We start from the raw sequence: 16,615 nt of genomic DNA, 5'->3' as shown, positions 1-16,615 counted from the left end.
TTACAAATCAAATTGTTTAATTTTTCGATATAAAGTACGCTCCGAAATACCTAACTCATCGGCTGCAGCTTTGCGTTTTCCTTTGTTGCGTTCCAATGCTTTTTTGATGAGTTCAATTTCTTTGGCATCCAAACGCAAGGTTTCTTCTTCTTCCACTGTTTCGGCAAAAAGATAGTCTTGATCATCGTCATCGTCTTCAAATTCTTCTTGATCAGGAATTGGTTGAGCCGGAATGACATTCATTCGAGGTTCCTCAAACGGAATTTCATTTTCCTCTTTGCTGCCGTAAATTTTTTGAATCAAATTTTTGTTTGTTTCTTGTACTTTGGCACTCCCGTTTTGCATTAATTCTAACGTAAGTTTTTTCAAATCATTCAAATCACTTTTCATGTCAAAAAGTACTTTGTACAAGATTTCTCGTTCGTTACTAAAGTCACTTTCGACTTTTTTATCTTTGATAACTGCCGGAAGATTTGAACCTTCTTGTGGCAAATAACTATATAAGGTTTGGTACGAAATGTTGCGATGGGTTTCTAAAACCGAAATTTGTTCAGCAATATTTCGCAGTTGACGAATATTTCCGCTCCAGCGATATTTCAATAATAAGTCCACTGCATTATCTTCTAACTTTATGGGCGGCATTTTGTATTTCTGACTAAAATCGGCGGCAAATTTTCTAAATAACAAATGAATATCCTCTTTACGGTCTCTTAAAGGAGGAAGCGTAATCTCAACGGTACTCAAACGATAATATAAATCTTCACGGAATTTTCCTTTTTCAATGGCATCAAACATATTAACGTTGGTAGCCGCCACAATGCGAACATTTGTTTTTTGTACTTGCGATGAACCTACTTTAATAAATTCGCCATTTTCCAATACACGAAGTAAACGAACTTGAGTAGTTAAAGGTAATTCACCCACTTCATCCAAAAAAATAGTTCCGCCATCGGCTACTTCAAAATAACCATCACGAGCTCCGGTTGCCCCGGTAAATGCTCCTTTTTCGTGACCAAACAGCTCACTATCAATAGTTCCTTCAGGAATGGCTCCACAGTTAACAGCGATGTATTTTCCGTGCTTTCGGTGCGAAAGCGAATGAATAATCTTTGGAATACTTTCTTTTCCCACACCACTTTCACCGGTTACCAAAACCGAAATATCGGTTGGAGCCACCTGAATGGCTTTTTCTATCGCACGATTGAGTTTCGGATCATTTCCGATGATTTCAAATCGTTGTTTTATTGCTTGTACGGATTCCATGATTTGTTTCAAGTTTCAAGTTTCAGGTTTCAAGTTGAGGTGTTAACCTGAAACTTGAAACCTGAATCAAAAATTATTGCATTATTTCCGAATAACCAACCGCTTCTCCAATTAATGTCGCTGCGGTACAATCGTTGATTTTTACCATTACAAAATCGCCCACTTTGTAATTTTCTTTTGGAAAAACCACTACGGTGTTTTGCGAGTTTCTGCCGCTCCAATGTTCGGTGGAACGTTTCGATTCTTTTTCAATTAAAACTTCAACTTCCTGTCCAACAAAGCGTTTGGTTCTTTCTAGGCCTAATTTTTGTTGCAAGTCGATGATTTCATTTAAACGTCTTTTCTTAACTTCTTCCGGCACATCATCCACCATTTTTCGGGCTGCTAATGTTCCGGGACGCTCTGAATAGGCAAACATAAATCCGAAATCGTATTTCACATATTCCATCAAACTTAATGTATCTTGATGGTCTTCTTCTGTTTCAGTTGGGAAACCGGAAATCATATCTTGCGAAAGCGAAATATCCGGAATGATTTCATATATTTTGTCCACCAACGCCATGTATTCTTCACGGGTATGTTGACGGTACATTTCTCTAAGGATTCGGGTACTTCCACTCTGAACCGGTAAATGAATGTATTTGCAAATGTTATGATATTTGGCCATAATTTCAATCACTTCCACATGCATATCTTGCGGATTGGAAGTAGAAAAACGAAAACGCATTTTCGGGAATTGCACTGCACACATTTCAAGCAATTGAGCAAAATCAACTGCGGTGGCTTTTTGCATATCGGTGGCTTTGTCAAAATCTTTTTTCAAACCGCCGCCATACCATAAATAGCTGTCTACATTTTGTCCTAAAAGAGTTACCTCTTTGAAACCTCTATCATATAAATCTTTGATTTCTTCCAAAATACTTTGGGGTTCACGACTTCTTTCGCGACCGCGAGTGAACGGAACCACACAAAATGTACACATATTATCGCAACCACGTGTGATGGAAACAAACGCATTCACACCATTGCTATTCAATCGAACCGGAGAAATATCGCCGTAGGTTTCTTCTTTAGATAAAATCACGTTGATGGCGTCTCGACCTTCTTCTACTTCTTTTAATAAGTTTGGAATGTCTTTGTAGGCATCCGGACCAACCACCATATCTACAATTTTTTCTTCCTCCAAAAATTGACTTTTCAAACGCTCGGCCATACAACCCAAAACGCCTACTTTCATGGTTGGATTGATTTTTTTAACCGCATTGTATTTTTCCAGTCGCTTGCGAACCGTTTGCTCGGCTTTGTCACGAATGGAACAGGTATTCACCAAAACCAAATCGGCTTCTTCCAAGTTTTGTGTGGTATTATACCCTTGTTCATGCAAAATGGAAGCCACGATTTCACTATCAGAAAAATTCATCTGACAGCCGTAACTTTCAATAAATAGCTTTTTTGTATTGCCTTCTTTTTGTGCTAAAACTAAGCTGGTTCCTTGCTTGTTTTCTTCTATGATCTTCTCCATAATCGATTTTATCTGAAATCAGTCTGCAAAGATAATACTAAAATTGAAAATATGACAAGATGGCAGTGGTTGTTTAACAAAATTAGGGTTCAAAACGGTACTTATTTCTTTGAATTTAGTTTCCAAAAATTAAAAATTAAAAAAAAACCATACTTTTGTTGCCAAACAAATACGTACATGGCAAAGAATTTAGTTATCGTTGAGTCACCGGCAAAAGCAAAAACCATCGAAAAATTTCTTGGAAGCGATTATCAGGTAGAGTCCAGTTATGGGCACATTGCCGATTTACCTTCAAAAGAAATCGGGGTGGATGTAGAAAGAGATTTCAAACCCAAATATGAAGTTTCTGCTGATAAAAAAGCCTTGGTGAGCAAACTAAAATCGTTAGCCAAAAATGCCGAAACGGTTTGGTTGGCGAGTGATGAAGACCGAGAGGGAGAAGCCATTTCTTGGCATTTGGCAGAAGAATTAAAATTGGATCCCAAAAAGACCAAACGTATTGTTTTTCATGAAATCACTAAATCAGCCATTCAAAAGGCTATCGAAAATCCGAGAGGAATCGATTATAATTTAGTAAATGCCCAACAAGCCCGAAGAGTTTTAGACCGATTGGTTGGGTATGAATTATCTCCGGTTTTGTGGAAAAAAGTTAAAGGAGGTTTGTCTGCCGGACGTGTACAATCCGTTTCTGTTCGATTGATTGTAGAAAGAGAGAGAGAAATTCAGGATTTTAAACCACAAGCCTCTTATTCAGTTATAGCCGAATTCTCCAACGAAGCCGGTAAAACATTCAAAGCTAAATTGCCAAAGAATTTTTCAACCCAAAAAGAAGCCGAAGATTTTCTGCAACAAAATATCGGTTCTACATATAAGGTATCGGATTTGGAAACAAAACCAACCAAAAAATCACCTGCCGCTCCGTTTACAACTTCTACATTACAACAAGAGGCAGCTCGAAAATTATATCTCCCGGTAGGAATTACGATGCAAATTGCTCAGCGATTGTATGAAGCCGGATACATCACCTATATGAGAACGGATAGTGTGAATCTTTCACAAGAAGCTATGGCCGCTGCACAAGCCGAAATTACCCGTTCGTATGGTAAAGAATTTAGTAAGCCCAGAACTTTTACCAGCAAAGCCAAAGGAGCACAAGAAGCTCACGAAGCCATTCGTCCAACAGATATGTCAAAGCATATCTTAAATATAGATAGAGATCAAGCTCGATTGTATGATTTGATTTGGAAAAGAACCTTAGCTTCACAAATGAGTGATGCCGAATTAGAACGAACCAATGTAAAAATTGAAGCCAACAATCATAGCGAATATTTTGCTGCATCTGGAGAAGTTATCAAATTTGAAGGTTTTCTCAAAGTTTACTTAGAAGGAAATGATGACGATGAAGAAGAACAAGAAGGCATGTTGCCTGCGATGAAAATCAACGAACGTTTGGTTAACAATTCTATCACCGCAACAGAACGTTTTTCAAGACCGGCTAGTAGATATACCGAAGCTTCTTTAGTGAAAAAATTGGAAGAATTAGGAATTGGACGACCTTCTACCTATGCTCCAACTATTTCAACCATTATCAACAGAAATTATGTAGAAAAAGGAAGTTTTGAAGGACAAGAGCGTAAATACAATCAATTGACATTAAAAGGAAGTACTATAAAATCAGTAGTCTTGACCGAAAATGCAGGTTCTGACAAAGGAAAATTGGTGCCAACTGATATTGGTATAATTGTAAATGACTTTTTGGTAAAAAACTTTTCTACCATTTTAGATTACAATTTCACAGCCAAAGTAGAACAAGATTTTGATGAAATTGCAGAAGGAAATGAAGATTGGACCAAAATGATGCGTGATTTTTACAATCATTTTCATCCAGTGGTAAAAAATGTGGAAGAAAATGCCGATAGAGAAAGTGGTGAACGCATTTTAGGTAAAGATCCCAAAACTGGAAAGCCGGTTTCGGTACGTTTAGGAAAATTTGGCCCTATGGCTCAAATTGGAGATATCGATGATGACAATAAACAGTTTGCGAGTTTGGGAACCGATCAAAATATTGGAACCATTACATTAGAAGAAGCTCTAAACTTGTTTTTATTACCTAAAAATTTGGGCACCTACAAAGGAGAAGAAGTAGAAGTGAATAATGGTCGTTTTGGTCCGTATGTTCGTTTTGGTAAAACTTTTATTTCATTGCCAAAGGGTGAAGATCCCTTGGATGTTTCTATGGAAAGAGCTCAAGAATTGATTGATGAAAAGAACCAAGCCGATGCTCCCATTGGGACCTATGACGGATTACCTATTCAAAAAGGAGTTGGGCGATTTGGTCCTTTTATTAAATGGAATGGCATGTTTATTAATGTAAGTAAAAAATACAATTTTGATAAACTTTCGCAATCGGATTTAAACGAGTTGATTGAGGAAAAACAACAAAAGGAAATCGATAAAGTTATTCATGACTGGAAAGCCGAAGGTATTCGGGTAGAAAAAGCCAGATGGGGAAGGTCTGTTATTATGAAAGGTAAGTTAAAGATAGAGTTGAATAAAGACGTTGATGCCGAAAAATTGACTTTAGCCCAGGTTCAAGAACTTATTGAGAAAAAAACTCCGGCCAAAAAAGTACCAGCTAAAAAAGCAACTACAAAATCAACAACCAAAAAAACACCTGCAAAAAAGAAGTAAGCTATGGCATTTGATTTTTTAGCACCCCTTTCCACCGATTTAATTGAATTTATTCATAAGAATAGGAATGCTCAAACATTAAGTAGTAAAGTTGTTTTTCATACAGATGAAGATTTTCCGGACATTAATAAGGTGAAAATTGCCCTCGTTGGGGTGTTGGATAACAGAGGTGGTTCCAAAACGCTACCAATTACTTTAGATGCATTTCGAAAAGAATTTTACAGTTTATATCCCGGTAATTGGCAGACTAGTATAGCCGATTTAGGTAATATTGAAGAAGGAAATACTCCAGAAGACACCTATTATGCTGTTTCGAGTATTGTGGCAGAATTGATTAAAAAAAATGTAATACCTATTATTATTGGAGGCTCTCAAGATTTAACATATGGAATGTACAGAGCTTATGACCATTTGGATCAAATGGTAAATTTGGTAAGTATTGATAAAAAATTCGATTTAGGAAAAGATCAAGTTAAGCATACAGACGATTCTTTTCTGTCAAAGATTATTATCAACGAGCCCAATAATCTATTTAATTATAGCAATATTGGTTTTCAAACTTATTTTAATTCACAAGAAGAAATAGATTTAATTGAAAAGTTATACTTTGATGCCTACAGATTGGGTGAAGTTACTGCTGATTTAACTCTCACAGAACCAGTCTTTAGAGATGCAGATGTTGTGTCTATGGATTTAACAGCTGTAAAATCTTCAGATTCAGCAAATTTTACTACATTTACCCCGAATGGTTTCAATGGAAAAGAAATTTGTGCCTTGGCTAGATATTCCGGAATAAGTGACAAAGTGACTTTGTTTGGTATTTTTGGTCATAATGATTCCGAGAATGAAGCGGTTTTAACGGCTCAAATTATTTGGTATTTTATAGAAGGGGTTAATTTTAGGTCCAATGAATACCCTAAAGGGGATCGAAATAATTTCATCAAATACATTGTTCCTATAGATGATATGGAGTTGGTTTTTTTCAAAAGTTCTAAAACTGAAAGGTGGTGGATTGAGATTCCATTTATTTCAACTGTTAATAATAAATTAAAAAAAAGTGCGTTATTGCCATGTACACATGAGGATTATTTGCGAGCTTGCGACCAAGATATCCCCGAAAGATGGTGGAAAGCACAAAGAAAGAACCTCTTATGATTGAAAGTAAAAGATTACATTTTGAGTAAAAACATGTATTTCATCGACAAAAACAGCTTTTTATCGATTTTTTTCTTTTTAAATTAGAGTATAATTTTTAGTTTTGGTTAAAATTTAAATTATTGAAATAAATAATTGCATTTTAGAAAAATAATAAATAGGTTTACGGCCTTAAAAATTCGAGTACATGATAACCCAAATTTATATGAAGAAGTTCATTACATTATCAACAATTTTAGTCTTATTAGTGGGCTGTGGTTCAAGCGACAAAGGAGAGCTTGTTGGAGTTAAAGGTAGAAAATGGCATCCGGAGAAACCTTACGGGATGACTCTCATACCTGGTGGAGCATTTATTATGGGTAAATCAGACGATGATTTAGCTAATGTACAAGATGCACCTACCAAAACAGTTACTGTTCGTTCTTTCTATATGGACGAAACGGAAATCACCAACAGTGAATACAGACAGTTTGTAGAATGGGTTAAAGATTCGACTATTCGAATGAAATTGGCCATTTATGCAGATGAGCTAGGTCAAACAACTGGAACCGGTGGCGGTAAGAGAGGTGGAAGCAGTATTGGTGACTATGCTTTTGCAGATGCCGATCCTGAAAAAATGACTCCTTACGACAAATACATGTATGAGAATTACTATAGTATAGGAACAGAGGACGATATGTTCGCGGGTAGAAGATTGAACCGTAAAGTTAAATTGATTACCGATACTTCTAAATATCCGGATGAGTACTATGTAGAAATTATGGATTCTATGTATTTGCCTGCGGCAGAATCTTACAATGGTTTACGTACCATTAATGTAAATAAATTGGAATTTAGCTACACTTGGATGGATATTCAAGCAGCTGCTAAAGCTAAAACCGGAAAAAGATCAGATTTTATCAAAAAAGAGAAAGTAAGAGTTTATCCTGATACGACATCATGGATTAAAGATTTTGCTTACTCTTACAATGAACCAATGCATAACGATTACTTTTGGCATCAAGCTTACAGTGATTATCCAGTAGTGGGTGTTTCTTGGAAACAAGCAAAAGCATTTTGTGCTTGGAGAACGTTGAATAAAAATGCCTATATCAAATCTAAAAAGAAAAAGAGAGATTTTATCAATTCTTTCCGTTTACCTACTGAAGCTGAATGGGAATATGCAGCAAGAGGTGGTCTGGAATCTGCTACTTATCCTTGGGGAAGTCACTATGCTAAAAACGATAGAGGATGCTATTTAGCAAACTTCAAACCAAACCGTGGAGATTATGCTGCAGATGGTGCTTTGTACACAGTTGAAGCTAAATCCTACGAACCCAATAATTACAATTTGTATAACATGGCCGGAAATGTTTCAGAATGGACCGATTCATCGTATGACCCTGCTGCTTATGAATACATTTCAACCATGAATCCAAACGTTCCGGATTTAACCAACAAACGTAAAGTAATACGTGGAGGTTCATGGAAAGACGTGGCCTACTTCCTTCAAGTAAGTACCCGTGATTATGAATATGCCGATTCTGCCAGAAGCTACATTGGTTTCCGAACCGTACAAGATTATATGGGTACGCAAGTAACCGGAAATGCAAACAACAGAGGAAGAGCAAAATAACCAAAATTTAAATTTAACCAACTTTAAATATTTAATTAACTTAACTAACTAAAATTTTTTATTATGGCACTACCAAAAAAAGTAATGAACATGGCCTATGGTCTTGGAGCAGCAGTTGTAATCATCGGAGCATTATTCAAATTGATGCACTGGCCAGGAGCAAGTGCAATGCTTATTGCCGGATTAGGAACTGAAGCATTTATTTTTGCATTATCAGCATTTGAACCTGTTGACAAAGAACTAGATTGGTCTTTGGTTTATCCAGAATTGGCTGGTGGTGTAGCAAAAGAAAAAGGTAAAAAAGAAGATCCTAAAGATGCACAAGGATTATTGTCTCAAAAATTAGATGCAATGTTGAAAGAAGCTAAAGTTGATGGCGAGTTAATGGCTAGCTTAGGAAACAGCATCAAAAATTTTGAATCTGCCGCAAAAGGAATTGCTCCAACAGTAGATTCTATTGCAGGTCAGAAAAAATACAGTGAAGAATTGTCTATGGCTGCCGCTCAAATGGAGTCTTTAAATAGCTTGTACAAAGTACAATTAGAAAGTGCTTCTAGAAATGCAGAAGCTAATAAAGAAATTGCAGAAAATGCAGCTAAATTAAAAGAGCAAATGCAAGCAATGACAGCTAATATCGCATCATTAAACAATGTTTATGGTGGTATGTTGTCTGCAATGGGAAATAGAGGATAATTAGTTTTATCAAATTTATAACAACTTAACAAAACTAATTAGAAATGGCAGGAGGAAAATTAACCCCTAGACAGAAGATGATTAACCTGATGTACTTGGTTTTCATCGCGATGTTGGCATTAAACATGTCAAAAGAAGTACTTTCAGCTTTTGGTATTTTAAATAATAAAATAGAGGATTCAAACTTAATTATTGATAATAATAACCTCGATTTATTTAATCAATTATCTGAAAAGGCTGAACAACAACCAGGTCAGTACGCTGCGAAAAAGGCAAAAGTTGATCAGATAAAGAAATTATCTGACGAATATAATGCGTATGTTGAAAATATTAAAAAAGAAATAACTAAGGATTACGAAAAAGATGCTGATGGAAACTTACCATTTGAATCTATGGATAAAGGTGATCAGGTTGATGAAATGTGGTTTCAAGGTGATAAATTAACTGCTAAAGGTCAAGAATTCCTCGACAAAATGAAGTCTTACCTTAAAAGTGTTAAAGAAATTTCAGGTAGTGATTTACTTGAAGAAACCAAAGTTAAATTAGATAAAAGGTTTTCAACAGCAGATGTAAAATCAAAAACTGCAGGAACAACTTTATCTTACATGCATTACAACTACAATGGATTTCCTGTAATTGCTACATTAACTAAATTAACACAGCTTCAAAATGACATAAAAACTACAGAAAATGAAATTGTTTCTGGGATGTTTTTGGAAGGTGTTAAAAAGGCAGCGTCGTTATCAGCTTTTGAAGCAATAGTTGTACCTGATAAAACTGCTTTTTTTACCGGTGAAACTGTTACTGGAAAAATTATATTAGGGAAGAAAGATCCAAATTTAAAAGCTCATGCCGTAATTGTAAACGGTTCATCTTTATCAGAAGATAAGATGTTGGCTGGTCAGGCTTTATTTTCTTTTGGTGCAGGTGCTATTGGAGAGAGAGATATTACTGGTGAATTTCAATTCAAAGAAGGTGATTCCATTATAAAGCTACCTATAAAAGGAAATTATGTAGTAGTTCCTAAGCCAAACTCAGCAACTATATCAGCTGATAAGATGAATGTTGTTTACCGTGGAGTAACTAACCCAATGACAATTTCTTTTGCAGGTGTTTCTGCTGATAAAGTTGATGCTAGTGCTCCAGGACTAACTAAAGGTTCTAAGCCTGGGTCTTATTACATGAATCCTGGTCAAGGAACAGAAGTAGTGATTAATGTTACTGGGAAATTGCCAGACAATACTACAGTTTCTGATAAAAAAGTATTCCGTATCAAAGGGATTCCAGCTCCTGTAGGAACAATCGGAGGTGAATTATACGGTGCTAAAGGTCAAAAATCACGTTTAGCTGTTTCTCAAATTGGAGCTAAATTACCTGATTTTGATTTTGATGTTAACTTAATTGTAACTGGGTTTACTTTCAAAGCACCAGGTCAAGCAGCTGTGATTGTAAGTGGTAATAGAGTAAATGCTCAGTGTGAAGCGGCTATGGCCAGAGCTTCAAGAGGTGATATAATTACAATTACAGATATCAATGTACGATTAGAAGGTTCTGAAATTAGGTTGCCTAAAACGGCTCCAGTAGTATTCGAAATACAATAATTAAAATAGAATAGCGTTTATTCTTTAAAACCTACAAATAATATCATGAAGTTAAAAGCAATAGTTTTTGGAATCTCAGTCTTAAGCATGACATTTGCAGCTCAAGCTCAATCAAACTTGCTTAATGCCAAAACACCAGATCAAATTGGTATCAAGACTGCAGCTCAAATGGAATCTGACAACGACAAACCTTTACAATATGGGTATGTTCATGACAGAGACGTTCTAATGGGTAAAATGGTTTGGGAAATCATCGATTTGGATGAGAGAATTAACTTCCCGCTTTATTTCCCTGTAGATACAGCCAATATTGGTAAAGACAGAAGATCATTATTTGATGTTTTGATTAAAGAAATCAAAGCCGGTAGAATCACAGAAGTATATTATGATGATTATTTCAATAGAAAGAAGTCATTACAAGACATGAAATCTTCTTTTACTTATGTTGATACTACTGATGCCGGTAGAGAAGAAATAAATACGTATTACGATTTATATTTTCCACAGAAAGCTGCTCCAAAATACGACAAAAAAGGAAAATTAATACCTCAACCTGAAGTTACTCCAAAAGTATTGGATGCCCAATATATAGATAAACGTGAGCTGGGTGCAATTGATGTTTCTGGATATAAAATCAAAGGGTATTGGTATTTTGACAAGCGTCAAGGTGAAATGAAATACCGTTTACTTGGAATTTGTCCGGTTGCTCCTGAAGCCCGTGAAGTAGGTTCTGAAAATCCGGATGTAATTGAATTGTTTTGGGTTTACTTCCCTGCTGTAAGAGATGTTCTTCACGAGTGGAAAGCTTTTAACAACAAAAACTCAGCTATGCCTATTACTTTTGACCATTTGTTAAATTCACGTCGTTTTAGTGGAGTGATTTACAAAGAAGAAAACGTATATGGCGATAGACAGATTGCAGAATACATGAAAGATAATGCTCTCAACCAACTTTTGGAGTCTGAAAGAGTGAAAGAAAAGATTCGTGATTTTGAACAAGATATGTGGAATTATTAATCGCATAAAATTTAATATCAAAAACTCTTACCGCTACGGTAAGAGTTTTTTATTTTTGTAATATGATTGATTATTTAATAGTAGGCTCGGGTTTATCCGGAATTGCATTTGCAGAATGGGCTTTGCAAAATGGAAAGACCATTCATGTTTTTGATAATAAGTCGCAAAATTCATCCGTAATTGCTGGGGGATTATACAATCCGGTTATTCTCAAACGGTTTAGTGAAGTTTGGAAATCTCAAGAACAAATCAATCTTGCTCTACCTTTTTACAGTGCTCTTGAACAAAAATTACAATGTGTTTTAGATTATAAAATCCCCATATTTCGAAAACTTTTCTCGGTTGAAGAGCAAAATAATTGGTACGTTGCCTCAGATAATCCCAATTTAAAACCTTTCATTGCTTCTTCTATACTTTATAAAGACTTTCATGGAATTGATGCTCCGTACGGTTATGGAGAAGTAGTACAATCCGGTTACATAAATACATCTCTTTTAGTAAAAACATATCAAGATTATTTGAATCGTTTTAAATTTCTCTCCGAAGAGTCTTTTGATTATTCCCAATTAGATATTTCAAACGAGTTTCCGGTCTATAAGAATGTGTATTACAAACATGTGGTTTTTGCAGAAGGTTTTGGTTTGCATGCCAATCCATTTTTTTCTCAATTACCATTAGATGGCACAAAAGGCGAATTAGTATTAATCAAATGTCCGGAATTGAAATTAGATGCCATCATCAAATCTTCTGTCTTCATTTTGCCTTTGGGGAATGATTTGTTTAAAGTTGGAGCAACATACAATTGGCAAGATAAATCGGCAGAACCTACAGAAGCCGGTAAACAAGAATTGTTGACCAATCTAAAATCCATTTTAAATTTAGATTTTGAGGTAGTTGCCCATTTAGCCGGGGTAAGACCTACGGTTAAAGACCGTCGCCCATTGGTAGGGTCTCATCCTAAATTTACCCGTCTTCACGTTTTAAATGGTTTGGGAACCCGAGGGGTTATGTTGGCTCCTTTTGTAGCAAAAGCACTATTTGAATCTATAGAAAATAAAACACCTCTCGATGAAAATCTCGATATTCGTCGTTTTAAAAAGTTAAAATGGGATTAATTCTGATTTGCTTTCCAATTTTTATCAAAATGAATAAACATATTAATCCAAATATTACGTGATAAACGTAAAATTATGGGGAAAGTCAGTACTAAGGTCCCCAATATCGCAAAAAAGGAATAAATTAAACCTAAACCCAGAAAAACATTTGAAATTATAAAAGCAGCTACACCAAAAGCTATGCTTACCGCATAACTCACATACATGGCTCCGTAAAAAAAGGAAGGTTCCATTTTGTATCGTGTTCCACAATGACCACATGTTTCATGCATATCGAATACTTTACCCATTTTATACGGATTTTTTTCTTTATACATACTTTCTTCTTGGCATTTAGGACAACTTCCTGTTAAAATGCTATTGAGTTTGGATCCTTTTTTTAACATTTGCAAAAATTTTATACAAAGGTATCTTTTTCAAAGATTACACAATGTAACATTAGTCACAAAATTATGCTGAATATACACAATTTATCGGTTTCCTTTGGGGGTACGTATTTGTTTGAAGAAGTTACTTTTCGTCTGGGAGCCGGCGATAGAGTTGGATTGGTGGGGAAAAATGGTGCCGGTAAATCTACCATGCTCAAAATTTTGTCGGGCGATATGAAACCCGATTCCGGGAGTATTGCCACGGAAAAGGAAATCAAAATGGGTTTTCTTCGACAGGACATTGATTTTGAACAAGGGAGAACGGTTTTGGAAGAAGCGTATCAAGCATTTGAAGATATTAAACGTACCGAAAAAAGGATTGAACAAATCAATCATGAACTCGCCACTCGTACCGATTATGAAAGTCAGTCTTATTCTGAATTAATTGATGAACTAAGTGATGTTACCCACCATTATGAAGTGTTGGGAGGCTATAATTATGTAGGCGATACCGAAAAAATCTTACTAGGTTTGGGTTTCAAGCGAGAAGAATTTAACAATGCCACCGAAACCTTCTCTGGGGGTTGGCGAATGCGAATTGAATTGGCTAAATTACTTTTGCAATCCAATGATATTTTGTTACTCGATGAACCTACCAACCACTTAGATATTGAAAGTATTATTTGGTTGGAGAGTTTTCTGCGTAATTTTCCCGGGGTGGTTGTGATTGTTTCGCACGATAAAATGTTTTTGGATAATGTAACCAATCGAACCATAGAAATTTCACTAGGAAAAGCCTATGATTTCAATAAACCGTATTCTCAATATCTGGTTTTAAGAGAAGAAATTCGCGAAAAACAATTGGCTACTCAAAAAAACCAACAAAAGAAAATTGAAGAGACCGAAAAATTAATCGAAAAATTTCGTGCCAAGGCTTCCAAAGCTTCCATGGCTCAATCTTTAATTAAAAAACTAGATAAAGTAGAACGCATTGAAGTAGATGAAGACGATAATTCGGTTATGAATATTTCTTTCCCGGTGTCACAAACTCCAGGCAGAGTAGTTATCGAAGCGGAACATGTTACCAAATCCTATGGCGATAAAACCATTCTAAAAGATATTTCCCTATTGGTTGAACGAGGGAGTAAAATTGCTTTTGTAGGTCAAAACGGTCAAGGAAAATCTACTTTTATTAAAGCTATTGTTAACGAATTCAAATATGAAGGTAGTATAAAACTCGGACACAATGTTCAGTTGGGTTATTTTGCTCAAAATCAAGCGGAGTATTTGGATGGTGAGAAAACATTACTAGACACCATGATTGAAGCTGCAACCGATACGAATCGTTCTAAAGTTCGCGATATGCTTGGTGCTTTTTTATTTCGTGGAGATGATGTTGAGAAAAAAGTTAAAGTACTCTCCGGAGGTGAGAGAAACCGTCTGGCTTTATGTAGACTTTTGTTGCAACCCATCAATGTTTTGTTGATGGATGAACCCACCAATCACTTGGATATTAAATCTAAGAATGTTTTAAAAGCAGCCCTTCAAAAATATGAGGGTACGCTACTTTTGGTATCTCACGATCGTGATTTCTTACAAGGAATGGCCAATGTGGTATATGAATTTAAAGATCAAAAAATAAGAGAATATTTGGGTGATATCAACTTTTTCTTAGAACAACGTAATGCGATGAATATGCGTGAAATTGAAAAGAAAGATGTGGTTTCAACTTCAATTTCTAAAGAAAACAAGTCGGTTTCATATGAAGATCAAAAGAAAACCAAATCCCTTCAAAATCGTTTAAGTAAAATTGAAAGCCAAATCAAACAATTGGAAATCGATATTCAAAACGATGATAAAGCCTTAGCTTCAAATTATGATAAGCATTTTGAAGATGCAAACTTCTTTGTGGCTTACAATAAGAAAAAGCAAGAACTCGATAAATTGTTAGAAGATTGGGAAACAGTGCAACTCGAAATTGAAACGCTGCAATAGTAAGTAAAGTGAATCGGAAAAATCTACATTTGTTATTATCAGTGGCTATTGTAATTCCGGCAGCCCTTTTTTACGGTTGGAATCCAGAATATGTTTTGCCGTATTTTTTTGATTTTGAAGTAAAAACAACTGATTTAAAAAGTGTTTTTCGTGCAATTTTGGGACTTTATCTTTCCTTTAGTTTGCTTTGGATTTTGGGAATCATGAAGTCGAATTTTTGGAAAGTTGCCACACTTTCAAATGGGGTTTTTATGTGTGGAATTGCTCTAGGTAGATTGCTGAGTTTGGTACTCGATGGTAAATCTTCCGATTTATTTTTCTATGGTTTTTGGGGTGAAGCAATTTTGGCTTTTTTTGCATTCTATCAATATAAAAAATACGCCAAAACTATTTAAACGGATTGCGTTCTTTCCATTCTGTTTTAGGTTCTAAATAGCAAAATAATTGCTCCATTTTTCGGTTTATAAAAGAGTTGGAGTGCTCAATAAATCCAAACATTTCTTGTGGTTTTGCTCCAACAGAGCTTTTTATCTCTAAGGCTGTTCGTGCAAAAACAATTTCTTTAAATCCTTTGTTAATAGAATAGGCAATCATGTCATACAACATATTTAGATACAACATTTTTTCTCTTTGTATAGATTCGTTATACCCTAAAAAATAGGTATCCATTTGGAAGCCATTTTTGATTAATGTATTAAAGCCTATTAGTTTTTGATTGTCAAAATAGCCGTAAAATAGAAAATCATCTTTGAGGTTTTCTTTCATTACCCTAAAATGGTTTTTAGGTAGAAAAAAAGTATTAAAGGGAGCATTTTGAGCCACATGATGATACAAATCGTAAATAGTATCTTCAAGATGATTAATTTCCTCTAAATTGAGTTTACGCTTTTGAATTCCGTCTCCTTTTTTGCGACATCTTTTGTATTGATCACGGTATTTCTTACTTAATGCATTAAGGTAGTCTTCAAAATTATGCCATTCATGGCAAGAGCAGAATACCATGTTGGGTTGTGTAGAAAACGAATACAAAGAAGCAAAATTTTCGGAAGGAAAATGGGTTAGGTCGTCTTTTTCAAAGTCTTTATACGTAGTAAGATGAACCGGTAGACCTGCTTTCTTTAGTTTTTCTTTGAGTTCAAGACTTGCCTCGAAAAGGGTTTGAATTCCGAGCGTTTTATTGGCATTAATTTCAAAAGCAAAAGCATTTTGACCGGTAAGCATATTGTTGCCCATGAAAAGAACATGCGAACAAAACTTTTTAAATATAAAATTGCGAATACTTGTTTTGAAACAACGATCTCTTTCTCCAAAGGTTTCCAGTTGGTTTAGGTTTAAAAATTGGCTTAAAGCTATTCCTACAAGTCGCAACGGATCAAAAACACCTATGTAGTAGCACTTCATATTTTGCGGAGGAGCATCTTCTAAAATCTTTAGATACCTTCGGGATAAAAAGATGTTAGACCGAGCCAATTCATCCCAATCTTCGGGTAAATGAGAGGTTTTTTCGTAAATAATGTAAGTGTAAGTAGTTTTCAAATTAAAAAAATCGCTCCACAAATGTAGAGCGATTGTTCTATAAT

General features: G+C 35.3%; 13 protein-coding genes. 9 read left to right on the top strand and 4 right to left on the bottom strand.

Annotation, left to right across the window (positions count from 1 at the left end; genetic code table 11):
• Positions 1-1,263, bottom strand: coding sequence for a sigma-54 interaction domain-containing protein (locus V7M80_RS11130; protein ID WP_333696137.1), 1,263 nt, complete (start codon positions 1,261-1,263; stop codon positions 1-3).
• A gap of 73 nt (positions 1,264-1,336) precedes the next feature.
• Entirely contained in the window at positions 1,337-2,785 is a 1,449-nt protein-coding gene (miaB, locus tag V7M80_RS11125) for a tRNA (N6-isopentenyl adenosine(37)-C2)-methylthiotransferase MiaB (protein ID WP_333696135.1), read from the bottom strand.
• A 177-nt stretch (positions 2,786-2,962) separates the two neighbouring features.
• Here miaB and topA point away from each other — a divergent pair, with 177 nt between their 5' ends.
• From topA to V7M80_RS11090, 7 genes are all read left to right on the top strand, one after another.
• A complete protein-coding gene (gene topA, locus V7M80_RS11120) occupies positions 2,963-5,476 on the top strand; it encodes a type I DNA topoisomerase (protein WP_333696134.1) in 2,514 nt (837 codons plus the stop codon).
• A 3-nt stretch (positions 5,477-5,479) separates the two neighbouring features.
• Positions 5,480-6,631, top strand: a complete 1,152-nt coding sequence (locus tag V7M80_RS11115; RefSeq protein ID WP_333696133.1) for a formimidoylglutamase — start codon at positions 5,480-5,482, stop codon at positions 6,629-6,631.
• A gap of 205 nt (positions 6,632-6,836) precedes the next feature.
• Positions 6,837-8,246: a type IX secretion system lipoprotein PorK/GldK gene (porK, locus tag V7M80_RS11110; RefSeq protein WP_333696166.1), complete on the top strand. Its 1,410-nt coding sequence runs from the start codon at positions 6,837-6,839 to the stop codon at positions 8,244-8,246.
• A gap of 60 nt (positions 8,247-8,306) precedes the next feature.
• Complete coding sequence (gene porL / locus V7M80_RS11105; RefSeq protein ID WP_333696165.1) at positions 8,307-8,939, top strand: type IX secretion system motor protein PorL/GldL; 633 nt, start codon at positions 8,307-8,309, stop codon at positions 8,937-8,939.
• A gap of 44 nt (positions 8,940-8,983) precedes the next feature.
• Positions 8,984-10,540: a type IX secretion system motor protein PorM/GldM gene (porM, locus tag V7M80_RS11100; protein ID WP_333696132.1), complete on the top strand. Its 1,557-nt coding sequence runs from the start codon at positions 8,984-8,986 to the stop codon at positions 10,538-10,540.
• 45 nt (positions 10,541-10,585) lie between these two features.
• Complete coding sequence (gene porN, locus V7M80_RS11095; RefSeq protein ID WP_333696130.1) at positions 10,586-11,557, top strand: type IX secretion system ring protein PorN/GldN; 972 nt, start codon at positions 10,586-10,588, stop codon at positions 11,555-11,557.
• A gap of 62 nt (positions 11,558-11,619) precedes the next feature.
• Positions 11,620-12,672, top strand: a complete 1,053-nt coding sequence (locus V7M80_RS11090; protein ID WP_333696128.1) for an NAD(P)/FAD-dependent oxidoreductase — start codon at positions 11,620-11,622, stop codon at positions 12,670-12,672.
• Here the strand turns inward: V7M80_RS11090 and V7M80_RS11085 are convergent.
• A complete protein-coding gene (locus tag V7M80_RS11085) occupies positions 12,669-13,058 on the bottom strand; it encodes a DUF983 domain-containing protein (RefSeq protein WP_333696127.1) in 390 nt (129 codons plus the stop codon). The genes V7M80_RS11090 and V7M80_RS11085 overlap by 4 nt on opposite strands.
• A gap of 66 nt (positions 13,059-13,124) precedes the next feature.
• Between V7M80_RS11085 and V7M80_RS11080 the strand changes: the two genes are divergently transcribed.
• Entirely contained in the window at positions 13,125-15,035 is a 1,911-nt protein-coding gene (locus tag V7M80_RS11080) for an ABC-F family ATP-binding cassette domain-containing protein (protein WP_333696125.1), read from the top strand.
• Positions 15,036-15,064: 29 nt separating this feature from the next.
• Positions 15,065-15,430, top strand: coding sequence for a DUF4345 domain-containing protein (locus V7M80_RS11075; RefSeq protein WP_333696123.1), 366 nt, complete (start codon positions 15,065-15,067; stop codon positions 15,428-15,430).
• On the opposite strand, the gene V7M80_RS11070 is transcribed toward V7M80_RS11075, so the two are convergent.
• The gene (locus V7M80_RS11070; RefSeq protein ID WP_333696122.1) at positions 15,423-16,571 is read right to left on the bottom strand and encodes a peptidogalycan biosysnthesis protein; all 1,149 of its coding nucleotides are present in this window, start codon (positions 16,569-16,571) and stop codon (positions 15,423-15,425) included. The genes V7M80_RS11075 and V7M80_RS11070 overlap by 8 nt on opposite strands.
• Positions 16,572-16,615: the final 44 nt, after the last annotated feature.

Origin of the sequence: Flavobacterium sp. (genome assembly GCF_036759525.1) — a bacterium.
Lineage (GTDB): Bacteria > Bacteroidota > Bacteroidia > Flavobacteriales > Flavobacteriaceae > Flavobacterium.
Note: the sequence above shows the minus strand (reverse complement) of the source record. Positions and strands in the feature narration are given on the sequence as shown.